This window comes from Gemmiger formicilis, assembly GCF_900167555.1.
Classification (GTDB): Bacteria; Bacillota; Clostridia; order Oscillospirales; family Ruminococcaceae; genus Gemmiger; species Gemmiger formicilis.
The window spans coordinates 180,984-193,524 of record NZ_FUYF01000004.1 but is presented as its reverse complement, the minus strand read 5'-3'; the positions used below and the strand labels follow the sequence as shown (position 1 = coordinate 193,524).

The window sequence follows — 12,541 nt, the reverse complement described above, 5'->3', positions numbered from 1 at the left end:
ATGCAGGGGCGAGCATTGTTCGCCCGCAGGTCATGTGCGGCAGTGGCCAAGTTCCCGGGCGGATATGGAATCCGCCCCTACGTTGTAGGGGTCGATGCTCGCCATCGACCCGGAAGATCCGTACTGCCGCAAGGCTTCAGCGGGCGAACAATGTTCGCCCCTACAAAGCATTTTTGATAATTAAAGCTCAGTTCGCGCAGATCTGTTCCTTGATATGGTTGAGCGCGGCCTTTTCCAAGCGGCTGACCTGGGCCTGGCTGATGCCGATCTCCTTTGCCACCTGCGTCTGGGTCTTGCCGTTCAGATAGCGCAGGGCAATGATGCGGCGCTCCCGCGGTGTGAGTGCCCTGACCGTGTCGCGGAACATCATGTCGCTGATCCAGCTTTCCTCGCCTGTGGCGTCGCGCAGCTGATCCAGAAGGGCAAAGCTGTCCTCGCCGTCGGAGTAGACCGGCTCATACAGGCTCGTCGGCGTCACAGCGGATTCCAGCGCCATAGCGACGTTCTCCGGGCTCTGGCCGACCCGGGCGGCGATTTCGGAGAGCTTCGGCTCGCGCCCGTTCTGCTTTTGCAGCTCCTCCCGCGCCTGCATCGAATGGTAGGCCAGGTCGCGGATGGAGCGGCTGACCCGCACGGCGTTGTTGTCCCGCAGGTAACGCTTGACCTCGCCGACGATCATCGGCACGCCGTAGGTCGAGAACCGCACGTTCTGCGCCGGGTCAAAGTTGTCGATGGCCTTGATGAGCCCGATACACCCGACCTGAAACAGGTCGTCCATGTTCTCGCCGCGGCCCGCAAACCGCTGTACAACGCTTAACACCAGCCGCAGATTGCCCTGCACCATCTCCTGCCGGGCCTGCTTGTCCCCCGCCCGGGCCGCCTTGATGAGGCGGCTTTTTTCGGCCTCGCTCAACACGGGCAGACGCGCCGTATCCACACCGCAGAGCTCTACTTTTCCTGCATACATCCTACTGACCCCCAGTTTTTATTTACCGGGAGTATGGGCGGGTATGCACAGCGGCAAACCGGTAAATTTTGCACACGGCGCACCGCCGCGGCATAGCATACGGAAAAGGAGGGATTTTTATGGTAGATTCCCTGTGGTTTGTCCTTGCGCTGGTGCTGCTGGCCGTGGTGTCGGTGGCGCTGGTGCTTGTGCTGGTCCTGCGGCGGGAGGAGGCGCACTGCGGACGCGAGACCCGCACCGAGTATCTACAGCCCAACTATGGGGAGACCGGCGGGTTCCGCGTCTCGTCCGCGCCCAGCAATGAAACCATCATTCCCTACCGCTACTGGCTCATTGAGGGGCAGGTCTCGGAGATCGACTACGACATTGTGCCGGGCCGCCGTATGAGCCTGCGCACGGCCAGGACCGGGCAGATGCTTTACCCCGTCGGCTTTTTTGACCTGGCATTTGAGGATGTACAGCAGTACGACATTGACGGTGTCACCGTGACCCAGAGCCAGAACGCCGGGCGCATCACCGGTATATCGTGGACGCGGGAGGGGTACGAGTACCTGCTGTACTCTTTGCAGCCCGAGATGAACATGATTGCCGGGCTGGCGGTGGAGTTTGTGACGAATACCCGGGCGGAGGCGGTGGTGTAAAAGGCATCGCCCTGTAGAGGCCGCACATGTGCGGTCCGCGGCTTTCCGGGGGTTCCTGCTGACGGGCAGGCCGCGGGCCGGGCACGCCCGGCCCCTACGGGGCTGCTGATTTTTTATCCCACTGCCTCCAGCTCCCGGCGCAGGCGGCGGATGATGCGCTTTTCGAGCCGGGAAATATAGCTCTGGGAGATGCCCAGTGTGTCGGCGACCTCCTTCTGGGTGTGCTCCGTCTCGTGGTTGAGGCCGAAGCGCAGCTCCATGATGCGGCGCTCCCGGGGCGACAGCCGCCCCACCGCACCGCGCAGGGCGGCGCGCTCGGCGCTGCGCTCCAGTTCCTCGCCGACCTGCGGGTCGTCGCTCGTCAGCACGTCCATCAGCAGCAGCTCGTTGCCGTCGGTGTCGGTGTTCAGCGGCTCGTCTATGCTGGCGTCCTGCCGCCGGTTCGAGCTTTTGCGCAGGTACATTAAAATCTCGTTTTCAATACATCGGCTGGCGTAGGTTGCCAGCTTGATGTTTTTCGTCGGCTCGAATGTGTTGACCGCCTTGATAAGCCCGATAGTGCCGATGGAAATCATGTCCTCGATGCCCGCGGTGGGCGTTTCAAACTTCTTGGCAATGTACACGACCAGCCGCAGATTATGTGTGATGAGCAGGTCCCGTGCCTGCGGCTGCCCCCGGGTCAGCGCATCCAGAGCGGCGCGCTCCTGCTCCGGCGGCAGGGGCGGCGGCAGGGTGTCGGCCCCGTTGATATAGTGCAGGTCCTGCGGCGCGGCCAGCCGCAGCCACAAAAGGTACAGCTCCTTGAGCATAGCAATTTACCCCCTTACATAAAATCGTTTCCGTACAGTGCCTCGTAGGCGGTGCTGCCAAAGCTGCGCGGCGCAAACACCACGGCGCTGCGCCCCAGCCCCAGCACACCGTTTTCGGTGATCAGCCCAATGCCCTGCACTGCAAAGCCGGGTAGCAGGCTCTTTTCTGCCGCCGTGCCGCAGGGCACCAGCCGCAGCCGCGTGCCGGGCGGCGGGTCGGCCCGAGTGGCCCCGGCAAACCACTGGTCCAAAAAGGTGTTGACCGCGTCCGGCAGACGGGCCTTCGCATCCGGGTAGCTGACGACGAGCACCGGCAGGCAGGTGACGGGGTCGCGCAGATGACAGCCGGTGTCAAGCGCCGCGCGCAGCCGGACGGGCTGGCCGCAGAGCTCCAGCTCCAGACCTGCGGTTTTGGTGGGTGCCTCCCGCCGGGTGAAAAGCCGCAGGCCCAGTTCTACCGCTGCGCAGCAGGCCCCGGACAGTGCCAACAGCAGCAGCGGCGAAACACGCAGGTAGACCGTCAAATTTGCCGTATCCGCCACGCGGGTGCCGGTGCGCAGGATGACGAGAAGGACCGCCCCCGCCAGCGCAATGTTCAGCGCCGCGTACCAGCAGGCCGCCGTCACCAGCCGCCGCCTGCTCCGCCAGCCGAACGCTGCCGCCGTGATGCCCAGCGCCGTGGCGGCCTTGTACGCGACCTGCACGGGGTACGGCTGCTCGGGCGCGAACAAAATCAGTGCCGAGAGCGCCGCCAGTGCGCTGCCCGCCAGCATCCGGGCAAACGGCGCACGCTGGCCGCTCAGCGCCCCCGCCGCCAGCAGCAGAAGGTACGCCGTCAGGAAATTCGTCAGCAGCAGCACATCGAGATACACCACCGTTTTGATACGCCCACCTCCCCTTTTTGCCGCCATGCTACCACTATATGCGCCGGTTGGGGAGAAAATCCGCGGACGGTGGGATGTGCGAAAAGCTGACAAGATGAATGCCTTCCCCACGGGGGGAAGGTGGCCGAGACCCCGCCCGAGGCCGGATGAGGGGCAGGCTTGCGTGGTCACCCGTTAGCGGATGGTATTGGCAAGGCTCCCCCTCATCAGTCAGCGGGCGGGGCCGCTGACAGCTTCCCCCGTGGGGGAAGCCAAACCAAACAAAAACGCCCCGCTGCAAACCACAGCGGGGCGTGAAATGTTATTTATGCGATTTTACTTGGATGCGCAGGCGGAGCAGCTGGCGCAGGAAGCGCAATCGGGGTGCTCCTCGGCCCAGATGCGGTCAGCGGACGGAGTCCACTGGTCAGCGTAGGGGCGGCAGCGGCGGAAAACATCGTCCGTAGATTCCGGCTGCTGCATATCGGTGCTGTGGGCGCCGGAACGCTTGACCATCTCACCCAGCAGCTCGGGGTTCTCGAGCATCGGGCAGGGGCGCAGGTGGTTGTGGTTGAAGGGCTGGCCCTTGTGGTACTCCTTGAACAGCGGCTGCTGCAGGCACTCCAGCAGGCTCTTGTCGTGGATGTTCGCGTTGGAGTAGTGGATAAAGACGCAGGGCTCAACGTCGCCCGCCGGGTTGATGTGGGCATACTGGCGGCCGCCGGCAATGCAGCCGTCGATGTACTCGCCGTCGTTCTGGAAGTCGATGCAGAAAATCGGCTTGCCGCCGGTGTAGCCGCGGATTTCTCGCACGCGGTGGATCATATACTCGCGCTGCTCGGCGTTCAGCATCAGGTCAACGTTTGCACCGTCACCGATGGGCATATAGTGGAAGTACCAGTTGAAGCGTACACCGTGGCTGATGAGCATATCCATGAACTCATCACTCGTGACGGCCTTGTAGTTGGCGCTGGTGTAGCAGATGGAGGTGCCGAACAGCAGACCGTTCTCCTTCATCAGGTCCATGGCGTGCATGACGCGGTCATAGACGCCCTCGCCGCGGCGGGCATCGGTGGCATCACCGATGCCCTCGATGGAGATGAAGAAGGCCATGTTGCCGACTTTCTTGACGCGATCACAGAAAGCCTGGTCGATCAGCGTACCGTTGGTGAACAGGTGGAACACGGAGTTCTGGTGCTTGGCGGCCAGCTTGAACAGATCCTCCTTGCGGCAGGTCGGCTCACCGCCGGTGCACATGTACCAGTGGATGCCCAGCTCCTCGCCTTCCGTGACGATGCGGTCCATATCCTCAAAGCTCAGGTTCAGGCGGTTGCCGTACTCGGCAGCCCAGCAGCCCTTGCAGTGCAGGTTGCAGGCGGAGGTCGGGTCGAACAGCAGGATCCACGGCATGTTGCAGTCATACTTCCTGCGCAGCTCCATGACGTAGTTATAGCCCGCGAACATACCCTCATACACAAGGTTCAGGGTGTTCATCTTGAGGATGTGGGGGTCGATCTCGTTGATAGCCTTGTAGGCGTACTCCATCCACTTGCTGCCGGGGTCGGACACAAAGGCGCGGACCTTGTCCCAGTCGGCATCGGGGTAACGGTGGGCCAGCAGAGGCTGGGCCAGGTTGACGAGCTTGACGGCCTGCTCGGCCATATTTTCAGGGCCTTTGCCGCGCACGGCCTTGATGGCAGAATCAATGGCAGCGCTGAATGCAGCGCGCTGAGCGGCATGAACCACTTTATTCATCGGCATGATAGATTGCTCTCCTTTTTCTCTCCGTTTGGGACACTCATTTGGTATGGCACTATTTTATGCTTATTTTCGGCTTAGTGTACATAGACAAAAGCCGTGGAATGTTCAACTAGACAGCCCGGAGACCCCGCTGCTGCGGGCAAAACCAAACACTCCGCGCAAATTGTCATACAACGTCTGCGTGGTCTTGCCTTTTGTTCTTCTTTTGTTCTTCCCACAAAGCATTGCACTTTATGTCGAATTTGTGTTATAATGCAGGTATATAATTTTACCACCTACCGTACAGGAGGATTGCTATGCCTCGTTCCAATCAAACCAAGCAGCTGCTGGCCCAGAGTCTGCAGGAGCTGATGGCCACGACTCCGCTGGAGAAAATTTCTGTCAACGACATTGTCGATCACGCCAATGTGGGCCGCAACACCTTCTATTACCATTTTGAGGATAAGTACGATCTGGTAAACTGGTATTTCCAGAGCGGCATCACCCGGTTTCTGGTGGAGCTCAGCGCCTATTCCAGCTGGAATGCCCTGCTGGCGGCGCTGGAGACCTATTTTCTGGAAAACAAGGTGTTCTACTGCAATGCCCTTGCCTATAACGGGCAGAACAGCCTGCAGCAATATATGTTCGATTATCTGCGCTCCATCTTTGAGCAGAACGTGCGGGAGCTGAACCCCGATGCCAGCGCCGAGGATACCCGCAAGATCGGGCAGTTCTTTGCCGGTGCGATGATGGGTATCCTGATTCCGTGGGTGCTCAGCGGCATGAAGAGCAACGCCCTGTCCAACATGTCGGAGCTGTCGATCCCGGTGTTCAACCACGAGATCATGCAGAAGCTGCTGCGCGGCGATCCGCAATAAACGCAAAAATAAACCGACCCCGTATCCGATCATAACATCGGTACGGGGTCGGTTTTTGTCATTTTATGCGGCAGTACTCGCCTCCCTCGTCGAGGGAAGTGGCCCGAAGGGCCGGAGGGAGCGAGCTTTGCCATAACCCGAAGTATTTCGAGCTGGTGTAAGGTTCTCTCCCCCACCCGCTGCGGCGGGAGCCCCCTCGCAGAGGGGGCCAAGAAGTTAGCCTAACTGCAAAGTGTGCAAGGAACGCGGCCTGACGGATGTCGCGCAGAGGGGGCCAAGAAGTCAGCCCAACTGCAAAGGGAAGGTGCTGCCCTCCAGCAGGACGCTGCCGAAGGTCATATACTCCGAAATACGGTTGTTCAGATAGCGCACATCGCCGTCCCAGTCGAGCAGCAGCACGGGCTTGCCGGTCTCAAGGCGTCCGTTCACGATGCTGCGGCGCAGCTTCCGGGCGGTTTCGTCCGATGTGCCGGGCTTGCGGGCACACATGCAGCAAAGCGTCTCCTGCGCCATGCTCTCGAGCCAGTCGTCCTGCATGACCTCGCCCGCGGTCTCGTCATCGATGAGAACCGTCAGCACATAGAACATCTTTTGGGCTTTCAGGCGGCGGGCGGCGCGGCAGACCTCGGGGGTCAGCTCCGGCGTCTGCAGCAGCGGCATGACCACCAGATTGCGGCATGCCGCAAGCGTCTTGACGCAGTCCTCGGTCAGTGCGGACGGGTCAGCCAGCAGACCGAAGGCGCTCTGCGGGTTGGCCTTAGCCAGCAGCACGACCTGCGCGGGGTCGGTGTCCGTCGCATCCAGCAGCCAGACAAAGCTGCCGTGCCTAGCGGCCTTGGGCACCAGCTCGCTCAGGCGCTCGTCGCCACAGCGGGCCGCCGTGATCCAGGCAATGGGCTGACCTTCGAGGTCAGCCTGCTTTTTCAGCTCACTGGCACCGTAAATCAACCCGCCAAAGCCCATATTGACGCCGACGGTGCAGATGCGATCCTCATCCACGGAATCCAACAAACGGTGGATAAGGCTGTAGTAGCAGCTGTCCGTGCGCTGCAGAGCCTTCTGCGCGTAGGCAAAAAAGTCCTTCTGTTGTTGCTTTTTAGCCAGTGTGGCACACATATCCACATAGTTGCGCAGCTGGCGGAAGCCGCCGCGGCGGATGTCCCCCACAGCGCGGTGTGCCAGCGTCATGGTAAAGCTGCGTGTGCTGTTGTAATCCATAGCCAAAGCGTTCACTCGCTCCCCTGTTAATTTATTATTAAAACGATTATCGTAATACTGTTAGCATAGCAAACTCGGTGAGCGATTGCCATAGACAAAACACGCGGATTGTTTTGATTTTTACTTTAATTCCACAACGGTCACGCCGCTCTCGCCCTCGCCGTAGCGGCCCAGGCGGAAGTTCTTGACGGCCTTGTGGGTGCGCAGATGCTTCTGGATGGCCGTGCGCAGCGCGCCGGTGCCGTTGCCGTGAATGATATAGAGCGTGGACTGCCCGCGCAGCATACCACTGTCCAGGAACTTGTCCACCTCGTTCAGGGCCTCGTCCACGGTGTAGCCCAGCAGGTTCAGCTCCATACTGGTCTTGCGGCTCTTGTCGAGCTGCACGCGGGTCGAGCGGCGCGGTTCGGCAGGCTTGCGCTTCTCCATCTTATCGGGCGCGCGCAGGTTCGTCAGCGGCACCTTCGTTTTCATGATGCCGGCGCGCACCTCGACCATGCCGTTGCGGTCAGGCCGCGCGGTGACAGTGGCCGTCTGGCCGAGGTCTGCGATAACGACCTCCTGCCCGATTTGTACCTCCTTCAAAGGCACAAACTCCTTTACGGGCTGCGGCTTGGCGTCGGTCTTTTTCAGCAGTGTCTCGGTATCCCTGCGGGCAATTTCCCGGGCACGGACAGCACGCTGGGCAGCGCTGGTCTTTTCGTCCTTCTGGATGCGGCGCAGCTCGTCGGTCAGGCTGTAGGCCTCGTTCTGCACCTGCTGCATCAGGTCATGGGCCTGGCGGCGGGCATTTTCGAGTTCTTCCTCACCCTTTTTGATCAGGTCGTCGCGTTTCTTCTCGGCACTTTCCAGCGCGTGCTCCGCCTCATACCGGGCCTGCTCGGCCTCGGCCTGGGCCTCCTTCAGCTGGACCTTCAGGTCATCCAGCTGGGACAGCACGCTGTCGAGGCGCTTATCGTCGTTCGACATGTGATTGCGTGCGGCGTCGATAATTTCCTGCGGGATGCCGAGCTTGGCGCTGATGAGGAAGGCGTTCGATTTGCCCGGCACGCCGACGCTCAATTTATAGGTGGGCATCAGCGTTTCGACGTTGAACTCGCAGCTGGCGTTGACGACGCCGGGCGTTTCCAGCGCGTAGACCTTCAGCTCAGCGTAGTGGGTCGTGGCCATAAGCAGACTGCCCTGACGGCGCAGCTGCTCGAGAATGCTGACGGCCAGCGCCGCGCCCTCGGCAGGGTCGGTGCCCGCGCCCAGCTCGTCAAGCAGGGTCAGCGTGGCGTGGCCCGCCAGGTCGAGAATGCCGCTGATGCGCTTCATGTGGCCGGAGAAGGTGGACAGGCTCTGCTCAATGCTCTGCTCGTCGCCGATGTCCACAAGGTACTCGTCAAAATGGCAGACGATGCTGCTCTCGTGCGCGGGGATCAGGAAGCCGTACTGGGCCATCGCGTTGAGAAGGCCCGCGGTTTTGAGCGAAACGGTCTTGCCGCCGGTGTTCGGGCCGGTGATGACGAGGGTGTCGTACTCGCTGCCCAGCTCGATGTCCACAGGCACGACCTTTTTCTTGTCGATGAGCGGGTGGCGGGCCTTGTTCAGCTTGAAGTGCACCGTGTCGCTGACGGCGGGCATAAAGGCGTTCTGCTCCACAGCCAGCCGGGCCTTTGCCAGCAGCAGGTCGATTTTGAGCATCGCGTCATAGCTGTAGGTGAACTGCGGCTCCAGCGAGCCGACCTGCGTCGAGAACGAGGTCAGGATGCGGGTGATCTCCTCCTGCTCCTGCGCACGCAGCTGCATGATGCGGGCGTTGGCCTCGACGACGGCGGTAGGCTCTACAAAGACCGTTGCGCCGGTGGACGAGACGTCATGGATGACACCGCCGACCTCACCGCGGTACTCGGCGCGGACGGGCACGACGTAGCGGCCATTGCGCAGGGAAACGACGGCATCCTGCAAAAATTTATTGGTGGTGGAGTTGCGGATGATGTTATCGAGCTTGGTGCGGATGGAATCCTCGGTCTGGCGGATTTTGCGGCGCAGATCGTGGAGGGTCACACTGGCAGTGTCGGCCATCTCCTCGGGAGAAAGAATGCTCTCCGAAATCTGCTTTTCCAGCACCGGCTGCGGGGCCAGCGCAAAAAACAGGTCGTCGGTGGGCAGCATCTCATGCTCGCTCAGGCCGTACCACTGGGACAGGCCCGAGAAATTGCGCAGGGTCGCGGCAATTTCCAGCAGCTCACCCATCGAGAGGATGCCCCCCTTGCGGGCGTGGGCAACGATGCGGCGCACCTCACGCACGCTGCCGAAGCGGGGACTGCCGTTCTTGATGAGCAGCGCGTTGATGGCGTTGGTCTGGGTCAGGTCGTAGCGCTCATCCTCAATCGTGGGGGCCGGCTCCAGCGCCTGCATCATTTCTTTCGTTTCCTGGCAGGCGCAGAGCTGCACAGCGCGGTTCAGGACCTTGTCCAGCTCCAGTGTTGTTTTATAGGCGGTATCCATAACAGGGTTTAGGTCTCCTTATTCAAGTACAGATTTGAGAAAATCCAGGCTCTTCAGCCCATGCTCCAGATGCGCCAGCGTGTACTGCTCGCTGGTGCGGGAAAGTTCCTGTAAGCTCTCGGGCGAGATTTTGAACCCGAACAGCTTTTTATCCTCGGCCAGGCAGATATGGCGCAGGGCGTACAGTGCGCCGTTGTCCAGATTCGTGATATGGCGCGCTTTTTCGGCACAGTCGGCGCAGAGCAGACGGCCCTCGACAGGGTCAAGGTAAAACTCTCCCCCGTCGTATTTACCGCAGCCCGCGCAGGCCAGCACGTCCGGCATATAGCCCGCCAGCGTCAGGGCGCGCAGCTCATAGATGGCTTTGAGCTGCGCGCAGGGATAGTGGCGCTCACTGATCATATACAGGCAGTTGAGAAGCAGGCGCAGCTGGGCGTCGGCCTCGGGCGGCGCGGGGGAAAGCTCCGCCGCGATCTCCGCCATGTAGCTGGCCAGAGCCATCCCCTCAATGGACGCAGAGATGCCGTGGAACACCTTTTTGACCTGCGCAGTGTCCACAAAATAGTGGCTGCGCCCGCTGGTGAGCGTGAATTCCGAGTAGCAGAACAGCCCTGTTGCACTGAACAGGGCGCTCTTCATCCGCAGACTGCCGCGGGCCGACGCCGACACCACGCCGAGGTCAGGCGTCAGGATCGTCAGGATCCGGTCCGCCTCGCCCACCTTGACCTGCCGCAGCACAAGGCCCGTTGTTGCCACCTGCATATACGTCCTCCCGTGCTGTGTTTTGTTGATTTTTGTACGTCAGATAGTCGTAAATGCTGCCTGTCTGCGCAAAGCGCCGCCAGTCGTCCGCCGTTTTGTCCATGCCGTTCACCCCCATGGCTACAGTGTAGCAGAGGGGGCGCGGGGATGTTGGCGGAATGGGGAATAAAATAAATTTGCAAATGCTGTAGGGGCCGGACATGTCCGGCCCGCGGCCTTACGGATAATGCTCTATAACGGGTAGGCTGCGGGCGGGGCATGCCCCGCCCCTACGCCGTGCAGCGGCTTTACGGCTTCGCAAATCCCAGCGAGTTCAGCTGCAGTTCGTTATCGCGCCAGTCCTCGCGGACCTTGACCCAGCATTGGAGGTTGACCTTGACGCCGAGCAGTTCCTCAATGTCCATGCGGGCGGCGGAGGCAATTTTTTTCAGCATCTGGCCGCCCTTGCCGATGATCATGCCCTTATGGCTCTTGCGCTCACAGTAGATGTCCACGTCAATGTCGATGAGATCCTTGTCGGGGCGCTCTTTAAACCGCTCGACAACAACGGCGATGCCGTGGGGCACCTCCTCACGCAGGAAAAGCAGTGCCTTCTCGCGCACAAGCTCTGCGACAAGCTCCTTCTCCGGCATATCGGTGAAGGCGTCATCATCGAAATAGTGCGGGCCCTCGTTGCCGTAGGGCTTGAGCATGGCAAACAGTTCATCGCAGCCCGTACCGTCCTTAGCCGAGATCGTGACGATGTGGTCAAAACAGCCGAAATCCTCCAGCTGCTTCTTGCGGGCTTCCAGCGCGGCAAAGTTATCCAGCAGGTCCACCTTGTTGATAACGGCAATGGCCGGGCCGCCCTTCTGCAGCGCCTTGACCATCGTCAGCTCGGCGTCGGTGAACTCCCCTGCCGGCTCAAACAGCATCATCGTCACATCAACGTCCTTCAGGCTGGCGGCGGCGGTCTGGGTCATGCGGGCGTCCAGCTTGTTGCGGGCGGCGTGGATGCCGGGGGTGTCCATCAGCACATATTGCACGGGGCCCTTGGTGATGACGCCGGTAATGCGGCTGCGGGTCGTCTGGGGCTTTTTGGTCACAATAGCGACCTTTTCGCCCACAAGGTAGTTCGTCAGGCTGGATTTGCCCACGTTGGGGCGGCCCACCAGCGCCACAAATACGCTGGAGGGCATTTCAGGAATCGGTTTTGCCATTCGGTTGTTTGCCTTTCTCTGTTGAGTTGGAAGAACGGAAAATGAATTTACAGAAGATGACCAGCGTCAGCACCAGCCCCGCCGGTCGTGTGGGGCGCAGCGTAAAGTTAGCCCACAGCGTGCCCAGCCGCGGCCAGAACACGCAGAGGGCCACGATCAGCGTTCCCACCGCCATGACGAGCACTGCACCCGCGGCCATATCCTTGGCCGCGCCTGCGCTCCACCAGTGGGTGGTGTCGGGCTTGTCCACGGCGCGCTCAATCGCGGAGTTGACAAGCTCCAGCGCCAACACCGCCGCCACGCAGAGTGCGATAAGCGCGGTCTCCACGGGGTCAAGCTCCGCCCAGAATGCCGCCACAAAGGCATAGAACGCCGCGCAGAGGTGAAACCGGAAGTTGCGTTCCTCCTGCACAGCGGCGCGTATGCCGTTGTAGGCATAGACAAAGCCCCGCGCAAAGCGGGTCAGCTGCTCAAATTTCATCGTTGGTATAGGAAACCGTGCGCGGCAGGCCGAGCTGGATGAGCACAGCCTCCTCCTTCTCGCGCATGCGCACAGCCTCCAGGCCGCCGGCCTCATGGTCGTAGCCCAGCAGGTGCAGCATCGAATGTACCGTCAGATACGCGACCTCACGCTGCAAAGAATGGCCGTACAGCTCGGCCTGCTCCATGGCGCGCTCCATCGAGATGACGATGTCGCCCAGCAGCTTGCAGCCGTTGTCCTCGTCAATGTCATACTCGCCGTTTTCACCGAGCGGGAAGCTCAGAACGTCAGTGGCGGAATCCTTGTCGCGGTACTCCTTGTTCAGCTCGTGGATGCGGTTGTTATCCACGAAGGTCACGCTGATCTCCGCCGGACCGTCAAAATGCTCGAAATCCAGCACCGCGTTGCAGCTGCGGCGGATCAGGATGCGCAGCCCGGAAGGGACCTTGACCACGTTTTGATCGTTCGTAATCAACACCTTATTGGACAC

The 12,541-nt window shown here is 60.9% G+C and carries 12 protein-coding genes; 2 read left to right on the top strand and 10 right to left on the bottom strand.

Annotated features, from left to right (window positions below):
* Positions 1–187 precede the first annotated feature (187 nt).
* Positions 188–967 (bottom strand): SigB/SigF/SigG family RNA polymerase sigma factor, encoded by a 780-nt coding sequence (locus B5D32_RS05535; protein WP_078784104.1) that lies wholly within the window; start codon positions 965–967, stop codon positions 188–190.
* A gap of 119 nt (positions 968–1,086) precedes the next feature.
* Here B5D32_RS05535 and B5D32_RS05530 point away from each other — a divergent pair, with 119 nt between their 5' ends.
* On the top strand, positions 1,087–1,608 hold the full coding sequence (locus B5D32_RS05530) for a hypothetical protein (RefSeq protein WP_078784103.1): 522 nt from the start codon (positions 1,087–1,089) through the stop codon (positions 1,606–1,608).
* A 113-nt stretch (positions 1,609–1,721) separates the two neighbouring features.
* Here the strand turns inward: B5D32_RS05530 and sigK are convergent, their stop codons facing one another.
* The 3 genes from sigK to B5D32_RS05515 all read right to left on the bottom strand — a co-directional run bounded on the left by sigK (position 1,722) and on the right by B5D32_RS05515 (position 5,041).
* Positions 1,722–2,417 carry an RNA polymerase sporulation sigma factor SigK gene (sigK, locus tag B5D32_RS05525; protein WP_078784102.1) on the bottom strand — a complete coding sequence of 232 codons (696 nt, stop codon included), beginning with the start codon at positions 2,415–2,417 and terminating at the stop codon, positions 1,722–1,724.
* Between the two features lie 14 nt (positions 2,418–2,431).
* A complete protein-coding gene (locus tag B5D32_RS05520; RefSeq protein ID WP_159446992.1) occupies positions 2,432–3,292 on the bottom strand; it encodes a sigma-E processing peptidase SpoIIGA in 861 nt (286 codons plus the stop codon).
* 324 nt (positions 3,293–3,616) lie between these two features.
* Positions 3,617–5,041 (bottom strand): radical SAM/SPASM domain-containing protein, encoded by a 1,425-nt coding sequence (locus B5D32_RS05515; protein ID WP_338108534.1) that lies wholly within the window; start codon positions 5,039–5,041, stop codon positions 3,617–3,619.
* A gap of 296 nt (positions 5,042–5,337) precedes the next feature.
* Between B5D32_RS05515 and B5D32_RS05510 the strand changes: the two genes are divergently transcribed.
* On the top strand, positions 5,338–5,898 hold the full coding sequence (locus B5D32_RS05510; protein ID WP_078784100.1) for a TetR/AcrR family transcriptional regulator C-terminal domain-containing protein: 561 nt from the start codon (positions 5,338–5,340) through the stop codon (positions 5,896–5,898).
* A gap of 282 nt (positions 5,899–6,180) precedes the next feature.
* Here B5D32_RS05510 and B5D32_RS05505 read toward each other — a convergent pair whose 3' ends face one another.
* The 6 genes from B5D32_RS05505 to ybeY all read right to left on the bottom strand — a co-directional run bounded on the left by B5D32_RS05505 (position 6,181) and on the right by ybeY (position 12,541).
* The gene (locus B5D32_RS05505; protein WP_143402684.1) at positions 6,181–7,131 is read right to left on the bottom strand and encodes a hypothetical protein; all 951 of its coding nucleotides are present in this window, start codon (positions 7,129–7,131) and stop codon (positions 6,181–6,183) included.
* 105 nt (positions 7,132–7,236) lie between these two features.
* Positions 7,237–9,609, bottom strand: coding sequence for an endonuclease MutS2 (locus B5D32_RS05500; protein ID WP_078784098.1), 2,373 nt, complete (start codon positions 9,607–9,609; stop codon positions 7,237–7,239).
* 18 nt (positions 9,610–9,627) lie between these two features.
* Positions 9,628–10,371, bottom strand: a complete 744-nt coding sequence (recO, locus tag B5D32_RS05495) for a DNA repair protein RecO (protein ID WP_078784097.1) — start codon at positions 10,369–10,371, stop codon at positions 9,628–9,630.
* A gap of 287 nt (positions 10,372–10,658) precedes the next feature.
* Entirely contained in the window at positions 10,659–11,570 is a 912-nt protein-coding gene (gene era, locus B5D32_RS05490; RefSeq protein WP_242943406.1) for a GTPase Era, read from the bottom strand.
* Positions 11,551–12,051 carry a diacylglycerol kinase gene (locus B5D32_RS05485; protein WP_159446991.1) on the bottom strand — a complete coding sequence of 167 codons (501 nt, stop codon included), beginning with the start codon at positions 12,049–12,051 and terminating at the stop codon, positions 11,551–11,553. The genes era and B5D32_RS05485 overlap by 20 nt, the downstream gene beginning before the upstream one ends.
* Positions 12,041–12,541, bottom strand: a complete 501-nt coding sequence (ybeY, locus tag B5D32_RS05480; RefSeq protein ID WP_078784095.1) for an rRNA maturation RNase YbeY — start codon at positions 12,539–12,541, stop codon at positions 12,041–12,043. Before ybeY ends, B5D32_RS05485 begins: the two co-directional genes overlap by 11 nt.

What these genes read in the sequence shown, in the direction of transcription:
- B5D32_RS05485 (WP_159446991.1), bottom strand. Translation starts at nt 12,051, where the DNA reads ATGAAATTTGAGCAGCTGACCCGCTTTGCGCGGGGCTTTGTCTATGCC.
- B5D32_RS05510 (WP_078784100.1), top strand. Translation starts at nt 5,338, where the DNA reads ATGCCTCGTTCCAATCAAACCAAGCAGCTGCTGGCCCAGAGTCTGCAG.
- sigK (WP_078784102.1), bottom strand. Translation starts at nt 2,417, where the DNA reads ATGCTCAAGGAGCTGTACCTTTTGTGGCTGCGGCTGGCCGCGCCGCAG.
- recO (WP_078784097.1), bottom strand. Translation starts at nt 10,371, where the DNA reads ATGCAGGTGGCAACAACGGGCCTTGTGCTGCGGCAGGTCAAGGTGGGC.
- B5D32_RS05500 (WP_078784098.1), bottom strand. Translation starts at nt 9,609, where the DNA reads ATGGATACCGCCTATAAAACAACACTGGAGCTGGACAAGGTCCTGAAC.
- B5D32_RS05515 (WP_338108534.1), bottom strand. Translation starts at nt 5,041, where the DNA reads ATGCCGATGAATAAAGTGGTTCATGCCGCTCAGCGCGCTGCATTCAGC.
- B5D32_RS05535 (WP_078784104.1), bottom strand. Translation starts at nt 967, where the DNA reads ATGTATGCAGGAAAAGTAGAGCTCTGCGGTGTGGATACGGCGCGTCTG.
- era (WP_242943406.1), bottom strand. Translation starts at nt 11,570, where the DNA reads ATGGCAAAACCGATTCCTGAAATGCCCTCCAGCGTATTTGTGGCGCTG.
- B5D32_RS05530 (WP_078784103.1), top strand. Translation starts at nt 1,087, where the DNA reads ATGGTAGATTCCCTGTGGTTTGTCCTTGCGCTGGTGCTGCTGGCCGTG.